Source organism: Vibrio sp. MM46 (genome assembly GCF_027587135.1).
Lineage (GTDB): Bacteria > Pseudomonadota > Gammaproteobacteria > Enterobacterales > Vibrionaceae > Vibrio > Vibrio harveyi.
Window position 1 is genome coordinate 21,984 of record NZ_JAPPTO010000026.1, and the last position, 18,273, is coordinate 40,256.

Consider the following 18,273-nt stretch of genomic DNA (forward strand, 5'->3'; position numbering starts at 1 on the left):
GATAAAAAGAAAAGCCAGAAACCCCGTGTCTCTGACCTTTTCAATATAGTGCAGTTTTCAACCAAATTTCAGTGAAGCTTACCTCATTTTACGAAGGTCTCACCCTTTTCATTCTGCGTTTGATGTTGTTCTCTTTGACCATGTAGTCGAACAAAGGAGCAAACAAGTTGGCAAACAGAATCGCTAACATAATGCCTTCCGGATAGGCGGGGTTGAGTACACGGATAAATATCGTCATCACACCAATCAAGATACCGTAAGCCCACTTACCACCGTTAGTGAACGCAGCGGATACTGGGTCTGTCGCCATAAAGAAGGTACCAAACGCAACACCACCAATCACAAAGTGCCAGTAAAACGGCATAGAGAACATAGGATTAGTATTCGAGCCAATCGCATTAAGCAGTAGCGATGTCACAGCTAAACCCACAAAGACCCCAGCAACAATTCGCCACGAAGCGATCTTCATAAAGATCAGCACCAAACCTGTGAGCGCAATCAACAAGGTCGAAACTTCCCCCATTGAACCCGGAAGGTTACCAACAAATGCGTCCATCCATGAGATTGGTTGGCCCGTCATGTTGTTCGTCAAAGCACTTTGACCACCTTCATACCATTGGCTCAGCGGTGTAGCGCCAGAGTAACCATCTGCCGCAACCCAAACAGCGCCGCCAGACATGTTAGCGGGATAAGCAAAGTACAAGAACGCGCGCCCAGCCAATGCTGGGTTTAGGAAGTTACGCCCCGTACCGCCGAAGATTTCTTTCGCCACTACGATGCCAAAAGTGATACCCAACGCGGCTTGCCACAATGGGATGGTAGGCGGGAGAATTAAAGCAAAAAGAATAGAGCTGACAAAGAAGCCTTCATTCACTTCATGTTTACGAACGATAGCAAACAGCACTTCCCAGAACCCACCAACCACAAACACAGTCGCGTAGACAGGCAGAAAGTACGTGGCGCCGACAAGCATTTTACTTGCCCAACCCGCTTGGCTTACGACTTCTACCGAACCCCAAACCCAGCTTAGCCCCCAAGAGGCATCAATGGCTTGCTGCGCTGCCACTTGGTCAAGGACATAGAGCAGAGCGTTGCTGGATTGTTGACCTATGTTGTACATGCCCCAGAACATCGCAGGGAAAACGGCTAGCCACACCATGATCATGATGCGCTTTAAATCGATGCTGTCTCGAACATGGGTAACGCCATGATTCACTTTACCCGGCGTATAAAAAAGGGTTTCAACAGCTTCGAAGAGTGGGTAGAACTTGTGATACTGGCCTCCTGGTTCAAACTTTGGTGAGACCTTTTCAAAATAATGCTTCAGACTCATAACGTCTCCTCCTCTAAAGAGTGTTACGAATAGCCATCGAAAGGCGATCGTTTTTAACTCTTTCATCTTTCCGATACGTATCTATGAGCTGTTACGGAATGCCTCGTGATTATGTAAACCGTGAAAGTCGTGCTTATACTCAATCAATAACAAAACAACGGAGTGAATTATGAAGTTAAGGATGATGTGGACGGCTGTTTTGGTGTTATCTGCCCTGCCATTTGCAACCAGCACATTTGCAGTCGACAAACAAATGTCACCAGCTTTGAAGAAGAAAATGCAAGCCATCTGCAGCTCACAAGGTGGTGTACCAGGTGGTTGGCAGATCGCGAAAGTTACACCAGATGCGGAGCGCTCACTCAGTATGATTCTGCATCAAATGAACGCGACGGATAAGCTAAAACAAATCAATGATGTGAGAACTCAAGTCGTTGGCGGCATACACTACGCGATGGAGTTTGAACTCAAAGACGGGGAAGTGTGGAATGCGATTGTGTTGCACAGCGCCCGCGGCGATTACATGATCGAAAGACACGCCAAGAAGGGCAAACTTTGCCCTAAAGATGGCAACTCCTAATTCCCAGATTCAAATACAACAAAGGCGACAGTTTAGTCGCCTTTGTTCTTTTCTGGTTTAGCAACAGCTTCAAACGTTCGTGTAAACTGATAACTCATAATCTGAGGTCGAATCAAATCGCATGCTAAATCAGAAGCATCATGCTTGGTAATTGGTAAATGTTCCGATAGAACCTCTTTGGACTCTTTATCAACCGTTTGAAAAGATTCAACAATTCTTAGAGGAACGTGAAACTGATGGTCTCTTACGAGAAAGAAATAGTATTGGAGATGTTCGCCATACGTCGCTGCGTTGTTAATCTCGCTACCAATTTTCACCGCTTCAACACGGCGGCCTTCACAATCAAATTTAAACACATTGGTAATTTCTGCTTCCATAGAGCCTGGCACGTAGACCATATAATCTGACTCCAACTCGTGACCTGATAACAGATATGCATCATTAAAACTCAAGATTTGAAAACTTAAAGATGGAGTAGGTGCCAACAACATCGTCAAAAAAAAACTACCTAAAAATATCTTTGAATGTACCTTTTTTATACAGCCTTTCAAAAATCTCATGTCGTCGTCCATATGAATCTGTATTTTTATTAACTACCGCTGTAATACTATCCGTGACAGTACGAGAGGCTCCTTTATCAGCTTTCAAATATAACTTGTTATTTAACCAAAAAATCATCGCAGTCCTTACTGCATATTTTGGTTTAGCCACAAGGTTTGGGGAGGAAACAAAACTCACATCTTCATCCCAGATGTTGGCATGTACTCCCTCTATTGCAGCATAATTCCCCTTACCTGTAAGCTGTATCATTCCTCTACCGCGGTACTTCCAGCCATCACCAGTGCTTTCACTTCCATTCCCTATTCTCATAGCATACGCATTGTTTGCTATTGCTTGTTGATTGGCTTTTTGATTGATTGCGGCGTTTCTTCCATGTTTTTCTGCTAGCTCTGGATTTTTACGATAGGTTTTGAATGTATTTTTTAACCCCTGAACTGAATAATTGAAATTCTCTTCAAGCGTGATATAAGGACCTACCTCTTTTACCAATTGAGCAATGAAGTGCGATATTCGTAATTCGCTATCTAACTTACACTCAACTAGCTTTGATGAAAGTTCTTCGCTTATAACTAGTAAATATTCATCTGAAACTCTCGCTTCATTCTTCCAAACTTTTCTAAGATGTTGCTTCGTAATCATAACTCCTCCAATAAATACAAATTTAAATAGAAAGAGCTAGAAAACATCTTAAAAATGTAAGTTAAACGCTGCCATACGTCACCTTTAAATCGCTTTATACATATAAATTACGTTATCTTGCGATACAATCCACACCCTAAGAATAGCGTACGATATCAACAAACTCCTGTCGCCATGCAGGGTCATGTTTAACGACGTCGACTTTGTGATTGGCTAAACCTAATTTCATCCATCCCTCTCCTAATAAACCCAAATATCATAAGAAGGAAATTATCCAATCACCAAAGTAAAAGCCAAACTTCCGGCACACCCGACAATAATCACCCAACAAATAGAGTCATCTCTGGTGTACTTTTGGTTTGGCTTTCTACTGTTAAACCGTCTCGGTTTTCGCCTCTATCTTCTCATTCACTTTATCGCAAATGTACTCCCCAATCGGCATTGCCGATGTCGCTGCGGGAGAGGGGGCATTGCAAACGTGTAGGCTTCTTGCGCTCTCGGCAAACAAGAAATCATGAACCAAAGTGCCATCGGATAACACTGCTTGCGCGCGAATACCCGCAGGATATGGTTTGAGGTCTTCGACCTTGATGCTTGGGCAGTACTTATTGACCAGTTTGAGATAGCCCGGCTTCCACCACGAGTTCTTAAACTCATCCAATCCGGTTTTTAGATGCTTTTGTGTCACCTTCCAGAAACCTGAAAAGCTGAGCATTTGCATGGTATCTTGCAGGCTAAAGTTGACCTTATCGTACCCTTCTCGCTTCCAGCCTTGCACCGCATTTGGACCAACGGTCACACTGCCATCAATCATGCGAGTCAGGTGGACACCTAAGAATGGCAAATCAGGGTCTGGAATTGGATAAATAAGATGATTCACCACTTGGTCGTGTTTGCTATCTAAGCGGTAGTATTCACCGCGATAAGGAATGATTTGGAAATCGGTCGGAATAGACATCATCTTAGTCATGCGATCCGCCATCAAGCCACTGCAAGTGACCAAGAATTTGGCATTGAGCTGCATGGTTTGACCGTCTGAAATGCAGGTCAATTGGACTTCTTCGTCCTTCTCTTCGGCAGCCACCACTTTAGTCCTCAGGCTGATTTGACCGCCGAGCTTTTGGAACTCTTCCGCCATCTGCTCAGTGACCAAACGATAATCGACAATACTGGTGGTTTTGACATAAATCGCGCCTAAGCCAGTGATGTTTGGCTCAGCCAGCTTGAGTTGAACTTCATCGAGCAGCTTTACGTCGATGCCGTTGACATGACAGCGCTCATAGAGGGCATTCATGCGTTCGACTTCTTGCTCGTTGGTCGCAACCAGTAACTTGCCACAGTTCTCCACTGGAATATCGTGCTCAGCACAGAACGAAATGGTTCGCTCTACCCCACGCTTACAAAAATCGGCTTTTAGGCTGCCCGGTGCGTAGTACACCCCAGCATGAATCACGCCGCTATTGTGTCCGGTTTGGTGCTTGGCAAAACCGGACTCTTTCTCAACCAATAAAATGGATTGGTCTGGGTGACGTTGCTGCAGTTGCCATGCCGTCGACACACCAACGATACCGCCACCAACAATGATGTAGTCATAGACTGATTTCATACGACCTCTTATAAAACCGAGAGTTGAGATTGTTGCAATTTGAACTTGCGACCACTGTAAATGAACACCGCGACAAATACCGCGCAGCTTGCCACACGAACCAACATTGGGATGTCGTGCCAAACCAGCAATGTACCCACCACTACCAACAAGAGACGCGTTAGAATGTTTAGAGGACCTTCCAAATAACCTTCAATCGCACCAATCAATGCATAGGTACCGATGATGGCAAAGAAGCCTACAGTAATCACTGACGTCACATCCCAACTTACTAAGCCTGTGTAAGCAATCAACAGCGGTACAAGATACAAACCTTTGGCGATTTTCCACGCCATCAGACCGGTACGCATTGGCGGTGTTTTTGCAATGGTTGCTGCTGCAAATGCGGTCAAACACACTGGAGGCGTAACGTTACTGTCTTGCGATAACCAGAAGATGATTAGGTGAGCAGCCAGCAACGCCAAGCCTACTGCTTCTATACCCAAACTTTGCTCTAGTAGAGTTTCCATAAAGTCCGCAGGCACTAGCGCCACCATTTCTTTTGCGGTTTCCAACGCCATTGGTGCGTTAAGCAGTTCCAACTTTTCCGGCGCCGCCAACATGAAGATGGCTTTTGCTTGTTCAGGCAATTGACCCGACACCATCAATTCAAGCAATTGGTTTTCCGCAATCAACTTGTAAAGCGCAGGGGCAGACAGTGTACCCAATACAATATACGCCGCTGTCACGGGTAAACCCATACCCAAAACAAGAGAAGCGAGCGCAATCAGAACGATCATGATGAACAAGTCACCATTCGCCCAACCATCGATCATCAATGAGAAGGTGTTGCCGATGCCTGTTGTACTGATCACGTTGATCACCAAACCAATACCCACCAGCAATACGGCTGTTGTCGCCATGTTCTTCGCACCTTGCGATAGCGCTTCGATAATCGCTTTTGGTCCCATCTTGTGATCTTTCGAGAACCAAGACGCCACCACCACTGAGATGATCGACAAGCCCGCAGCGTAAGTCGGTGTAAAACCTTGAACCAACAAAGTAACCAATACCGCCAGCGGGATAAGGTTGTGCCAACCGCTGATCAACACTTTTAATAGAGATTCATCGCTGGTCGTGATTTTTTGAACGCCGCTGCGTTTGGCTTCGATACGCACAAAGAACGCAACAGACAAGAAATAGATAAGAGCAGGAATGAAAGAAACCGCAATGATATCAACATAAGGAATTTGCGTGTAAGACGCCATGATGAAAGCACCCGCCCCCATCACTGGTGGCATCAACTGACCACCTGTTGACGCTGCAGCTTCAACCCCCGCAGCAAAGCGCGAAGGGAAACCTGCTTTTTGCATTAAAGGAATACTGATAACACCGGTAGAAACCGTATTTGCCACACTAGAGCCCGATACTGAGCCCATCAAACCGGAGCCAATCACCGCAATAAAACCCGGACCGCCGATGATTTTGCCAGCCGCAGCACGAGCCACATTGATGATGTAATCACCAACACCAGAGCGCACAAGAAACGCACCAAACAGAATGAACATGAATACGAAAGTCCAACTGATGCGCGAGATAGAACCAAACATGCCCTCGGAAGAATAGAAGCTACGGTAGAGCAAGGTTTCCATGCTCAAACCTGGGAAGTGGAAAATACCTGTTGCCCACTTACCCCAAAGCACAACGTAGCTCAGACACACCACAATCAGCACTGGAATAAACCAGCCCATGGTGCGTCGAATCAGCTCAATAACAATCAGGATTGCCATGATGGCGAAGACCCAATCGCTGGTCACGAACTTCACACCGCGTTCATATAGCGCATCTTCGGCATAGGGAATGTAGAGCAAACAAGCGACCGCGCCCATGGCAATCAACACATCGATGCCGAGTGCAATCTTACTCTGCTTGAGAGAGATATGAGCCGGATACCAAAGCGCACAAATCACCGCAAAGCCAGCAAAGTGGGTCGCGGAAATCCATAACTCTGGTAACGTCGATAAGGTATTAAACCAAATGTGCAAAGCAGACAACACCACGCCAAACACTGTAATTGTGGTGGTTACCCACGGAAAATCAGTGCGCGTGGGCAGCTCAAACTTCTGCAATTCCTTTTCTATTGAGTCGCTCATCTCATACTCCAAGCTCTGGCGGCTTTTTCCATCTTTGAAATCGGTAGGGATAAAATGCCCCGAGCCAAAACTCGGGGCCAAGTAGGCGTTATTTCGCCATTAGGTCTGATGGGATTTCGATGCCCATTTCTTTGTAGTAACGCGCCGCACCTGGGTGAAGAGGCACTGGCAAACCAGCAATCGCTTTCTCAATCGCCATTGCTTTGGTTGCTTTGTGGATGCCTTGTAGGAAAGGCAGGTTCTCGTAGATCGCTTTGGTTAGCTGGTAAACGTCTTCTTCCGAGATATCTTCACGAACTGCCAAGAAGTTTGGCTGTGCAATGGTGGTGATCGGCTTATCTAGACCCGGGTACGTGTTCGCTGGGATCTCGTACTTCGTCCATAGGTTATAACTGCCATTCGCCTCTTTGATTTGCTCGTCAGTAAACGAAAGAATCGAAATGTCTTTACCCAACGCAGCAAAAGCTTGAGTAACCGCACCAACAGGTACACCTGCAGGCGTGTTCATGCCGTCAATGGTACCGTTTTGAAGTGCGCTCGCGCTGCCGCCGTAGCCCATGTAAGCAAGATTGAATTTATCAGGGTCTACCTTCAGACCTTTCATGATTTGGCGACCCGAGTTCTCAGTACCAGAGTTCTTCTTACCGATAGAGAACTTCTTGCCATCTAGGTTGTTCAGGTCAGTCACTGTGCCAGTTTTTGCTAAGTCAGAGCGAACAATAAAGTGCTCAACGTTTTGCCACAGCATAGAGACTGAACGCAGTTGTTCTTGACGACCGCTCTTCTCATAAGGACCTTCACCAGACCAAGCCCACGCACCATAAAGACCTTGTAGAATCGCGAACTGTGCTTCGTTTTCGTTCAGCAGTTTGACGTTTTCACCAGAGCCCGCAGAGCTGATTGCAGAAAGGGAGAAGTGGTGCTTTGGTGCCAATTTCACTTTGCTTAACGTCGCCAACGCTACGCCCACAGGATAGTAAGTACCACCTGTCGATGCCGTTGCAAGAATGTAACTACGATCTTCTGCCGCAGCGTTAGCAGCAATACCAAAAGAAGTCACAGCGACAGCCAAAGCTTTTACCAGCTTATTCATTTTCATTATTACTCTCCGTGTAGTCGTTTCACGATTGGGGATTTACATCATGTTAAATCTTTATTAACAACAAATTCCCTAGAGCAATTGAAATGCCAACTTTTAAGTCATTGTATTTATTGACATAAGTACAGAAAGACATCAAAAATGAGCAAAATTATGCTGATTTGATAGCAAAGCGATGAGCAAGATCTTGCTTATTCAAGAGGAGAAGGTTGCACGCCTAGATCGCAAAAGGTTAATAAAATGTGATCAAGACAAAATAAATGCACGATTGGCTGATAAGCAATATTTTGCCGATGCAATTTTGGATTGAACTGCAACTAATGAGTGTCTTAACAATAAGAAGAAAAAGCGCATCATTCTAAACTGCTCACTTTATCAGCGGAGGCTTATAGCCTAAACGACTACAAATAGCACAAAAATACAGCAAAACAAGCCATGTTAATGAAATGAAAAGTCATTTATTCTAATTTTTAATTTAAAAACCAGTTCAATCCACCAGTTCAGAAACAAACATTGACCGTATCAACTTATTTTCTACTTCGGGGTTGTGCCAATAGCCTCATGTTCGTTAGGGTAACTACACACCAAGGCAAACGTATTCCTTGGTGCTTTTTTGTCACTAAGGATCACCCATGTCAGCAACTGCGCAATTACAATTCGCTTTAAAACGCCCATCTGGCGTTGCTGCTGCGATCCTCCTGCTCTCTCTGAAACTGATTCAGAGCTGACAGGCTATATCTAAACTTTCTGTCAGCTTGAGAAGAAGCTGACGGGAACACCACATACTCCTCCCATTCCTTTCAGTTTCTTCCAAGCGAAACATAAGAGGAATAACAATGTTAAGCGCACGCAATATCGCCGCTTTGGGCTTCATGACTTTCGCCATGTACTTAGGCGCGGGTAACCTGATCTTCCCTCCATTTTTGGGTTACCAAGCAGGTGAAAACTTTCTGAGCGGGATGTCTGGCTTCCTCTTGACGGGTGTAGGTCTGCCTGCGATGGCACTGGTGATGGTGGCTATCGTAAACGGTTCAGACAAATTAACCGCTGCCCTACCTAAACCTTTGGCGACCAGTTTTTGGGTGATGGTGTTTATCGTGATTGGCCCTGCGTTCGTAATACCACGTGCGATTACCGTGGCTTACCAATTTAGCTTTGCGCCAATGTTTGGTGATGCCGCTTTGGTGCCTTTCACTATTGCCTTCTGTGCTATCACCATTCTATTTGCCCTATATCCGGGTAAGTTGGTCGACAACCTAGGTAAGATCTTAACGCCTGCCTTGATGGGTATCTTGATCATCATGTCTGTGACTGCTTTGATTTCTCCTGCAGGTGAGCTAACTACTGCAACAGGGCCATACGTATCTGGCGCATTTGCTGAAGGCTTAACCCAAGGCTACATGACCATGGATGCGCTAGGTTCTATCGGTTTTGGTTGGATCATCTTCCGCGCGATTCGTAGCATGGGTGTGGATTGTCCGAAAGCCACCGCAAAATACACGCTAATCGCAGCTTTGATGTACGCGGTTGCCATGGCATTTGTTTACATCTCATTGGCTTACATTGGCTCGACAAGCTCATACTTGGGTTCTGAGTTCAGCAATGGTGGCGACATTTTAACGGCATTCACCTTCAGCCACTTCGGCGCGTTTGGTTCACTACTACTAGGTGCCGTGATGGTATTAGCATGTTTGACTACTGCTATCGGCGTAACCACCGCAGGCAGTGAGTTCTACGACAACACTTTCAGCAAAGTGAACTACAAAGGCTGCGTTATCACGACCATGGTATTGGCAGGTTTGATCGCCAACGTAGGTCTAGAGCAACTATTGGCTATCACATTGCCAGCGGTTGTGGCGCTTCACCCAGTCGCGATTGCGTTGATGATCATGGCACCAGTGCGCAACAAGATGTCGCAAATCATGGTGGTCGCGACCGCATTCACTGCTCTAGCGTTTGGTTGTATTGATGCGCTGCACATCCTAGGCTACATGCCAGAAGCGGCAAACCAATGGTTAGACAGCAACATGCCGCTTTACCACTACTTTGCAAGCTGGATTGTTCCGACGATTGCCATGGTGGTTGTGGGTGTAGTCTTTACCCGCAAGGCAAGCCAACAACAAACCGAGTTGGTAAACCAAGCCTAGATTGGCAAGTACCTTAACAAATAAGTACCTCAACAAAAAACGGCTTCCTCAGAAGCCGTTTTTTCTATGTATAGTCAGAGCGATTTAAACCAAACTTCTGCATCTTTTGGTTGAGGGTTCGGCGCGGTAAATCTAACTCGACCATCACATCCGTAATTCGTCCTTGGTGTCGAACTAGCGAGTCATGCAGCACTTTACGTTCAAAGTTGTGTAGCTGAATCGCCAACGGAACGCCCGCTTGTGTCTCCTCGGTTGTAGAAGAGGGTCGACTGGAGAGAATTTCCATCACGGAGACGGTTTCATCCAGTGCAAAACGCATCGCGACATTTCTAAGCTCACGCACGTTGCCGGGCCAAGCGTAAGCAAGAATGGCTTTTCTATCGGCTTCACTCAGTGGACGACTCTCAGGGTTACTTTTCAGGGCAAAGTGTTCGAACAAGATCAACGCGTCTTCTTCTCGCTCACGTAGTGGTGGCAAATAGATCTGCGCCACATTGAGGCGGTAGTACAAATCCTGACGAAACTCGTCATGATCATTGAGATCTTCTTTCGCAGCGGCGATCACTCTCAAATCAACCGAGATCTGCTGATTACCCCCAACGCGCTCAACCGTATGTTCCTGTAATGAACGTAAGACTTTCACCTGCATAGACAGTGGCATACTCTCGATTTCATCAAAGAATAAGGTGCCTTTATCCGCGTATTCCAATTTACCAATGCGCTTTTTACCTGCCCCGGTAAATGCCCCTGCTTCGTGCCCAAACAGCTCACTTTCAAACAGGTTCTCAGGAATAGCACCACAGTTGATTGGCACAAAATGATGGGGGCTGCGTTGGCTTTCATTGTGCAAACTGGTCGCTACCAGCTCTTTACCACAACCTGTTTCACCGTAAATAATCACGTTAGTATCAATGCGCGCTAACTTGGCTACTTGTTCTCTAAGCTGTTGCATCACTCGGCTTCGCCCAATCAACACTTCTTCTAAGCCGCTAACACTAGATAGGTACTCTTGGCGATCTTGAGTAGACGTTTGTGCGCGATAACTCTCGACCGCTTCGGTCACACGTTGAGATAAGCGCTCAGGTTGGAAAGGTTTCTCGATAAAATCGAACGCACCGTTTTGTAACGCCCCGACAGCCATGTCAACGTCACCATGTCCGGTGATCAAGATAATCGGCGTTGGAATGTGATTGGCAATCAGACTTTCTAGTATCGACAAGCCGTCGGTGTCTGGCAGGCGAACATCACTGACAATCGCATCAAATTCTTGGATAAGAATGGCGGCTTTGCCCTCCTCCCCCAAACTGAACGCGGTCACGTCGAACCCCGCCAGTTGCAGCCATTGACTGGTAGCTTGGCGAACAATGTCATCGTCTTCGATAAGTGCAATTTTAGGGATGTCGTCAAAAGCCATGAGTTACTGCCTGCTTTATGGGGTGAGAAAGAAATCGCTCTTTGTTAACGGTAGCAAAAACCACTGAGGAGAAAAGGAGCTAGATCTCACTTCTTGCTTACAAGTCTTTAACATCCAACCAGTTAGGCGCACTCTTTAATGACTCTCGGTGAGAACTCACTAGCTGAATGGAGTCAGTATGCAGCGCAAAAGGAATGGCAAAACATGGCTTGTGGTCGCAATTGCGGCAGTGCTGATGTTGTCTTGCTATAGCGCCAGTAGAGAGGTCGCCCGTCAATGGTTAAGTGTGCAAACTCAAACCGAAGCTCAGCAAAAGCTGCTCGACTATATTGGTGAAGTTCGCCGTGCACTTAAACGCTTCTACCATCTGCCTTACCTTGTTACCAACAATCCAGAAACCATCGCGTTTGTGAAAGGAAACCGAACTTATTACGAACCGTTGCAAACCCAGCTGACTCAACTCGATAAAGCTGCCAATACAGAAGGCTGGTTAATCCTGTCTAACTCTGGCGAAGTATTGGTATCGAGTTTGATCGAAGAGCGCTTTAGCCTGTCTGACCGAAAAGCCATTGTGGAACAAATTCACAATCAAGGCGGCGGTGTTTCCTTGGTGAACAAAACCAAAGGTTCGAGCCCGTTGTATTATCTTGCAGCCCCTATCTACGACGGTCTGGATATCGCAGGCATTGTGGTGGTGCAAATCAACCTCAGCCTGTTGACCGAACAGACCATTACTAGCCAAGACATCATTACGTTGCAAAATCGCCAACAACGCTTTTTCCTATCGAGTAGCTCGCTTTATAACGCTGACTGGTTTAACGAACCGAGCAACACCGTTCAGTTAGAAACGCAACGCTTATACGACAACACCAATATCAGTGTGTGGACGCTCAACCAACAACGCTACTTTGCGCACACCGTTAAATTGGATGATTTGAATTGGTACGTCAGCTACCTCACCCCTTCTAAGCCGATTCAACAAACCATAAACGTGATTGGTTGGAGCGTAGCGGCGCTGCTCTTATTGGTTGTATTACTCGTCATCATTGGTCTACAACGTCGCCAAAAGCACATCAACCAACAGCGAATTCAAGCCCTGTTGGAAGAGTCCCAACGCCGCTTGAAACAGATGATCAATAAGACCCACGTAGGTTTGCTATTGATTGATGAACAAGGACAATTGTTCGATCTCAACCCAATGGCAAAGCGCTTGTTCTGCTTGCCAGAAAGCGTCAATCGACACGCTTTTGCTTGGGAATTATTCGACGCAGGTAATCCCAATTCCACCACACTTAAGTTACTAAAGGACTTGCCTAAACATAAAGAGCTCGCAGAGATCAGCACGGTTGAAACCATTGCCAGACGCAGTGACGGTAGCGTCTTCCCTGTACTGTTCTCGCTGACCAGTTTCCCTTGGCATGGTGAGCAGTATTTCCTTGCAACAATCATCGACATCACTAAGCGGAAAAAAGCTGAGCAATCGCTGCAACAAGTAAACCAAGAGCTGGCGCAGCGGGTAGAAGAGCGTACTCAAGCGCTAAAAGAAGCGCAAAGCCAGTTGATTGAATCGAGCAAAATGGCCGCTTTGGGTCGCATGTCGAGCGCGATCACTCATGAACTCAATCAGCCACTGACAGGCTTGCGTACCCTGCTCACCACAAACGAACTGTTGGCAGAACGTGGCGAAACGGAGATGATGAAAGCCAACAATGCTTTGGTACAGAAGCTGATTGATCGCATGGCAAGCATGACCAGTCAGCTAAAGACGTTCGCCTACAACAAACCAGAAAGCTTGCAGGCAATTTCTCTCACCTCTGCACTCGAAGATACTTTGCGGGTGTACCAATCCCAATTAGAGAACGTGGACGTACGTGTGCGCGTTCCTCATGACTTACCTAACATCATGGGTGAAGAACAACGGCTACTACAGGTCCTTGGCAACCTTGTGTCGAATGCATTGGATGCAATGGACCAAACCGCCAATCCACAGCTGAGTTTGATCGTCACTCCAACCGACAATCAAGTAGAGCTCACGGTAAGTGATAATGGCTGCGGCGTCTCGGATAAAATGCTTGAATCCATGTTCGAACCATTCCAAACCTCAAAGAAAATTGGTAAGGGATTAGGGCTGGGATTAGCGATCACCGCCAATAATATGCGCGATATGAACGGGCAAATTATCGTGAATAAAAATGAACAAAATGGGCTGATTTTCACTTTATGGTTCAAGTCAGCGTGATTTTGTATCGATTACAAAACCACCGTTAGAACTAGGCATCCCCGTCGTTTGAGAAAAACACGATCTCGATACAAGAATCCCTCCTTGACCTACACTATTCTCGAACACAGAAAACATACACTTCAAAACGATAAAGAGTGAGAAACATGATTAAGTTTCCTGAACATTTTCTTTGGGGCGGTGCTATTGCTGCAAACCAAGTAGAAGGGTCGTACAACCTTGGGGGTAAAGGGTTATCGACATCAGACATGCTGCCAAACGGTATTTTGAGTCCGCATCAAACCCGTGAAGAACGTACGCCGGGTATCAAAGACGTGGCGATCGACTTCTACAATCGCTACCCAGAAGACATTGCGCTATTTAAAGAGATGGGCTTTAACTGTCTGCGTCTGTCTTTGGCATGGAGCCGAATCTTTCCGAACGGTGACGAGCTAGAACCTAACGAAGAAGGTTTAGCGTTCTATGATAAAATTTTTGACGAACTTGCCGAGCACGACATCCAGCCTTTCGTGACTTTATCTCACTACGAAATGCCTTACGCACTGGTTGAAAATTATGGCGGTTGGGGTGATCGCTGCGTCATCGAATTCTTCGAACGTTATGCTAGCACCGTGCTGGAACGCTACAAAGACAAAGTGAAGCTGTGGTTAACATTCAACGAAATCAACATGTCACTGCACGCACCATTTACTGGTGTTGGTTTGCAAGAAGACGCCAGTGAACAAGAGATTTACCAAGCGATTCATCACCAGCTAGTCGCAAACGCAAAAGCGGTAAAACTGTGTCAGCAAATCGTACCAAACGGCAAGATTGGTAACATGCTGCTTGGCGCAATCAATTACCCATATACCTGTAATCCTGATGACGTGCTTGCTGCAATGCATGAAAACAACAAGTGGTTGTTCTTCGGTGATGTACAAACACGTGGTCAATACCCTGGCTACATGAAGCGTTACTTCCGTGAAAATGGCATTGAAATTCAGATGGAAGCAGGCGACTTAGAAGAGATCGCATCAGCAAGTGTCGATTTCATCTCATTCAGCTACTACGCAAGTGGCTGTGCAAGTGCGGATCCAAAACAGAAAGAAGTGGGTAACATCGTCGATAGCGTACCAAACCCATATCTTGAAAAGAGCCAATGGGGTTGGTTGATCGATCCAAAAGGCCTGCGCGTTCTGCTGAACTTCCTTCACGATCGCTACCAAAAGCCACTGTTCGTCGTAGAAAACGGATTAGGTGCACGTGATGAAATCGATGAAAACGGTGAGATTCAAGATGATTACCGCATCGCTTACTTGAACGATCACCTTGTACAAGCACATGAAGCGATTCTGGATGGCGTTGAGCTGATGGGCTTCACCAGTTGGGGACCCATCGATTTGGTCGCGAACTCAACCGCTGAAATGAGCAAACGTTACGGTTACATCTACGTTGATCGCCACAACGATGGTCAAGGTACATTAGAACGTAAACGTAAGAAGAGCTTCTTCTGGTATCAAGATGTGATTCGCACTGCGGGCGGCTCACTGAAAAACTAAGCTTATTATCTAGATACAAGCCTAGATACAAAGTGCATGTTTATTTAGATATAAAACAGCAAAGCCCTGCAAACGCAGGGCTTTTCTTATTCCCGATTTCAATTCAGTCACATGACTAAACGCCAATTTCACCACCGTCTTCACGGCGAATAACCACCGTTGCGGCACGTGGGCGCAGTTTCATACCCGCAGGTGTTTCTTCCGCAGCATTGTCGCTGTAAGGCCAGTTACCCGGATGCTGAATGTTCACGAACAAGGACTTGTAATCTGGGCTAATGGTAAAGCCCGTCACTTCACAGCCGTTAGGACCAACAAAGAAACGCTTCAGCTCAGCTTGGTTATCTGCACCAATCACCTCTTGCGTACCGTTTTCATCCGTCAGTTTTGAAGGCACGACAGCAAGCATTTGGTCATTGGTGTAAGACGTCACTTCATCTGCGCCGTTATCCGTTTGAATCCACAGGATGCCACGAGGATCAAACGCCAATCCATCTGGGCTCGCAAATTGATTCAGTTCTGTCAGGCTGGAACGGTTAGTGTCCGCATCGCCGTTAGCAGGAGCTCCAAACACGAAGATATCCCAAGTAAAGTCTGTCGCCGCTTCCCCTTCATCCCAACGAATTACGTGACCAAACTTGTTGTTCAAACGTGGGTTCGCAGGGTTGGTCTCATCCGTACGTTTGGTGTTATTCGTCAGCGTTAGATAAACCGAGCCTGTGAATGGGTCAACAGTACACCACTCAGGGCGGTCCATTGGCGTCGCACCGACAAGATCCGCCGCACCTGCTGTGTTAAGAATAATTTCAGCCAACGAGTTAAAGTTGTCTGCCAATGTGCCACCAGAGACTGTCGTGCTGTCTAGTGTCAGTGGTAACCAAGTACCAGAACTGTCTTCATTAAAGCGTGCCACATACAGTGTGCCTTCATCCATGTACTTATCGCCAGTGACTAAACGGTTTGTCGGATTTGCATCTGCTGGGTCCCATGCTGCCGCCGACTCAAATTTGTATAAGTACTCGAAGCGAGAATCATGACCTGAGTAAAACACCACAGGTTTGCCTTCTTCAAGTTTACCGAACGTACAGCCTTCATGGCGGAAACGACCTAGTGCAGTACGCTTCTTCGCACGCGAGTTTTGCGTGTATGGGTCGATTTCAACAATGTAACCATGACCATTCGCTTCGTTACGGTAATCGTCCAATGCGCTTGCTCCGGTTGGTTCAACGTTAAATCGTGTAAACTCATCCAAACGCTCTTCAGCATTACCAGCCAACGTTTCCCAAAGATAACGAGTTCGCTCATCATCAACACCAATACGATCTTGTTCTTCAGTACGAACACCAGCATTAACGAAATAGCCCGGCCAGTTTTCTTCACACGTAAGGTAAGTGCCCCAAGGCGTAAAACCATTACCGCAGTTGTTTAATGTGCCACGTGCTTGGCTACCATCTTGCGAAAAGCGAGTAACAGTCAGGTCTGTATTTGCCACTGGTCCCGAGAGATCCATCACTGTCGCACCAGTATAACGGCGGTTTAGTGGATCGGTATCAACCAGTTTCCACGTGTTGTCTTCAAGTTGAACGCGAACCACAGAGACACCGTGGGCGTTAATTTCTTTACGTACTTCATCGACGATAGTGCGCACACCACCCACAACAGTAGGACCACTTGGGTGCAATGCTGAGGTATCAATGTATTCATGGTTAATACACAGTAATCCATCGGTGTCACTGTCGTTTAGTGAGAAGAAATGCATGCCGTCATGGTGCATACCAAGCGCATTAAGCTGATCGGCACTCGTGTTGCTGCCATCGTCTTTCCAAGCATTACCTTGTGCATTTAAAGGCGTCCCCCAAGGCACCAACACTTGTGCGACGTAACCTTGCGGAATCGAAACAGCATCTGTCAGTGAGCCAGGAATCGAATCAAAATTGAGGACTGCACTTGAAACGCCAGAGCCATTCCCCGCCGAAGTGCCCGAGCTAGAGGAGTTGCACCCAGAGAGACCAAATGCACCAAAAGCGGTCATTGCACCGACCCCCAAACCACCTTTCAGGATACTGCGTCGAGATAGGCTCGCTTCCAGTACTTCTTCAAAAGGCTTGTTATTACTCTGGTTGTAACGCGTCGCGTCGAAGGTTTCCTTACTCATGGTGTTGCTTTCCCAGTGTTAGGTTGAATTATAGGTTTGTATACCCAAGTGACTTCAAGATGCAGGATTCAGAGCGTTGTCATTGAGCGAGAGGAAGTTTGGAAGAGAAAAGTGACAGAACTAGTCTATCTTTATGAACTTTGTGTTTAGAAAATGTTATAAAACACACATCTATTCTATGTACTCCCGATTTTGCTTGGGCTAAGCCAGATTTGGGGGTATAAGGTGTACTCAAATCATCCACGAGAGATAATCATGAAACTAGATAAAATCGATAACAAAAATCGTCGTCTGCGTAAAAAGCTATTCCTAGGTGAATTCGCAATCCTAGGTTTTGAAATCAGCTGTGAAACAGACATCAACGACTTCGACCGTTACGATGCATTCGTAGATGAGTTTATCGACTACATTGATGGTCTAGATCTGTGCTTCGGCGGCGGCGGTCTAGAACTGTTTGAAGGTTTCCTATGTTCAACTGAGCGTTACGGCAGCGCGACAGAAGAGCAAAAAGCACAAGTTGTCGCTTGGCTAGAAGCTCGCCCAGAAGTAAGCAGCGCGAAAGCAGGCGAATTGGTTGACGCAAACTACCTGTAATTGCAGGGTCACTCTGTAATAAACAGAGTTGAGCAAGTAATGAGAAAGCTAGTCCTCGGACTGGCTTTTTTGCGTTTAGAAGCCGTGAATTTCTGAAGTACTGAGAACCGGAAGCGCGAACCGCTTTGATGGCTTGGAACCGTTAGTCTTTGGGAGTATTTTGGTATTTGGGGATACGTAGATATCTGGAAAATATGGTGAGCGAGAAATAATGGCAGTTTTAGATAATTTTAGAGCTGGCA

General features: G+C 46.4%; 13 protein-coding genes. 5 read left to right on the top strand and 8 right to left on the bottom strand.

Annotation, left to right across the window (positions count from 1 at the left end; all coding sequences use genetic code 11):
* Positions 1-88 precede the first annotated feature (88 nt).
* Positions 89-1,333, bottom strand: a complete 1,245-nt coding sequence (locus tag OH459_RS22790; protein WP_269988972.1) for an NADH:ubiquinone reductase (Na(+)-transporting) subunit B — start codon at positions 1,331-1,333, stop codon at positions 89-91.
* A gap of 169 nt (positions 1,334-1,502) precedes the next feature.
* Here OH459_RS22790 and OH459_RS22795 point away from each other — a divergent pair, with 169 nt between their 5' ends.
* A complete protein-coding gene (locus tag OH459_RS22795) occupies positions 1,503-1,910 on the top strand; it encodes a cystatin (RefSeq protein WP_269988974.1) in 408 nt (135 codons plus the stop codon).
* 32 nt (positions 1,911-1,942) lie between these two features.
* On the opposite strand, the gene OH459_RS22800 is transcribed toward OH459_RS22795, so the two are convergent.
* The 5 genes from OH459_RS22800 to OH459_RS22820 form a co-directional block, all read right to left on the bottom strand.
* On the bottom strand, positions 1,943-2,470 hold the full coding sequence (locus OH459_RS22800) for a hypothetical protein (RefSeq protein WP_269988976.1): 528 nt from the start codon (positions 2,468-2,470) through the stop codon (positions 1,943-1,945).
* Positions 2,415-3,110: a glycoside hydrolase family 19 protein gene (locus OH459_RS22805; protein ID WP_101905634.1), complete on the bottom strand. Its 696-nt coding sequence runs from the start codon at positions 3,108-3,110 to the stop codon at positions 2,415-2,417. Before OH459_RS22805 ends, OH459_RS22800 begins: the two co-directional genes overlap by 56 nt.
* A 373-nt stretch (positions 3,111-3,483) precedes the next feature.
* Positions 3,484-4,716, bottom strand: coding sequence for an L-2-hydroxyglutarate oxidase (lhgO, locus tag OH459_RS22810; RefSeq protein ID WP_269988977.1), 1,233 nt, complete (start codon positions 4,714-4,716; stop codon positions 3,484-3,486).
* 8 nt (positions 4,717-4,724) lie between these two features.
* On the bottom strand, positions 4,725-6,848 hold the full coding sequence (locus OH459_RS22815; protein WP_122069332.1) for a TRAP transporter permease: 2,124 nt from the start codon (positions 6,846-6,848) through the stop codon (positions 4,725-4,727).
* A gap of 88 nt (positions 6,849-6,936) precedes the next feature.
* Positions 6,937-7,947 (bottom strand): TAXI family TRAP transporter solute-binding subunit, encoded by a 1,011-nt coding sequence (locus OH459_RS22820; RefSeq protein ID WP_010453237.1) that lies wholly within the window; start codon positions 7,945-7,947, stop codon positions 6,937-6,939.
* An 836-nt stretch (positions 7,948-8,783) separates the two neighbouring features.
* On the opposite strand from OH459_RS22820, the gene brnQ reads away from it, so the two are divergent.
* Positions 8,784-10,094, top strand: a complete 1,311-nt coding sequence (brnQ, locus tag OH459_RS22825) for a branched-chain amino acid transport system II carrier protein (protein WP_269988978.1) — start codon at positions 8,784-8,786, stop codon at positions 10,092-10,094.
* 64 nt (positions 10,095-10,158) lie between these two features.
* Here brnQ and OH459_RS22830 read toward each other — a convergent pair whose 3' ends face one another.
* Complete coding sequence (locus OH459_RS22830; protein WP_269988979.1) at positions 10,159-11,508, bottom strand: sigma-54-dependent transcriptional regulator; 1,350 nt, start codon at positions 11,506-11,508, stop codon at positions 10,159-10,161.
* Positions 11,509-11,686: 178 nt separating this feature from the next.
* On the opposite strand from OH459_RS22830, the gene OH459_RS22835 reads away from it, so the two are divergent.
* Together OH459_RS22835 and OH459_RS22840 are read left to right on the top strand one after the other, a co-directional pair.
* Positions 11,687-13,747 carry a sensor histidine kinase gene (locus tag OH459_RS22835; RefSeq protein WP_269988980.1) on the top strand — a complete coding sequence of 687 codons (2,061 nt, stop codon included), beginning with the start codon at positions 11,687-11,689 and terminating at the stop codon, positions 13,745-13,747.
* A 146-nt stretch (positions 13,748-13,893) separates the two neighbouring features.
* Positions 13,894-15,285 (top strand): glycoside hydrolase family 1 protein, encoded by a 1,392-nt coding sequence (locus OH459_RS22840; RefSeq protein WP_269988981.1) that lies wholly within the window; start codon positions 13,894-13,896, stop codon positions 15,283-15,285.
* Between the two features lie 115 nt (positions 15,286-15,400).
* Here the strand turns inward: OH459_RS22840 and OH459_RS22845 are convergent, their stop codons facing one another.
* Positions 15,401-17,437: a PhoX family protein gene (locus OH459_RS22845; protein WP_269988982.1), complete on the bottom strand. Its 2,037-nt coding sequence runs from the start codon at positions 17,435-17,437 to the stop codon at positions 15,401-15,403.
* Positions 17,438-17,692: 255 nt separating this feature from the next.
* Here OH459_RS22845 and OH459_RS22850 point away from each other — a divergent pair, with 255 nt between their 5' ends.
* On the top strand, positions 17,693-18,031 hold the full coding sequence (locus tag OH459_RS22850; RefSeq protein WP_005453308.1) for a YggL family protein: 339 nt from the start codon (positions 17,693-17,695) through the stop codon (positions 18,029-18,031).
* Positions 18,032-18,273: the final 242 nt, after the last annotated feature.

Bases quoted from the DNA above. Each gene is read 5' to 3' on its own strand.
- OH459_RS22790 (WP_269988972.1), bottom strand. From the start codon at position 1,333: ATGAGTCTGAAGCATTATTTTGAAAAGGTCTCACCAAAGTTTGAACCA.
- OH459_RS22795 (WP_269988974.1), top strand. From the start codon at position 1,503: ATGAAGTTAAGGATGATGTGGACGGCTGTTTTGGTGTTATCTGCCCTG.
- OH459_RS22800 (WP_269988976.1), bottom strand. From the start codon at position 2,470: ATGAGATTTTTGAAAGGCTGTATAAAAAAGGTACATTCAAAGATATTT.
- OH459_RS22805 (WP_101905634.1), bottom strand. From the start codon at position 3,110: ATGATTACGAAGCAACATCTTAGAAAAGTTTGGAAGAATGAAGCGAGA.
- lhgO (WP_269988977.1), bottom strand. From the start codon at position 4,716: ATGAAATCAGTCTATGACTACATCATTGTTGGTGGCGGTATCGTTGGT.
- OH459_RS22815 (WP_122069332.1), bottom strand. From the start codon at position 6,848: ATGAGCGACTCAATAGAAAAGGAATTGCAGAAGTTTGAGCTGCCCACG.
- OH459_RS22820 (WP_010453237.1), bottom strand. From the start codon at position 7,947: ATGAAAATGAATAAGCTGGTAAAAGCTTTGGCTGTCGCTGTGACTTCT.
- brnQ (WP_269988978.1), top strand. From the start codon at position 8,784: ATGTTAAGCGCACGCAATATCGCCGCTTTGGGCTTCATGACTTTCGCC.
- OH459_RS22830 (WP_269988979.1), bottom strand. From the start codon at position 11,508: ATGGCTTTTGACGACATCCCTAAAATTGCACTTATCGAAGACGATGAC.
- OH459_RS22835 (WP_269988980.1), top strand. From the start codon at position 11,687: ATGCAGCGCAAAAGGAATGGCAAAACATGGCTTGTGGTCGCAATTGCG.
- OH459_RS22840 (WP_269988981.1), top strand. From the start codon at position 13,894: ATGATTAAGTTTCCTGAACATTTTCTTTGGGGCGGTGCTATTGCTGCA.
- OH459_RS22845 (WP_269988982.1), bottom strand. From the start codon at position 17,437: ATGAGTAAGGAAACCTTCGACGCGACGCGTTACAACCAGAGTAATAAC.
- OH459_RS22850 (WP_005453308.1), top strand. From the start codon at position 17,693: ATGAAACTAGATAAAATCGATAACAAAAATCGTCGTCTGCGTAAAAAG.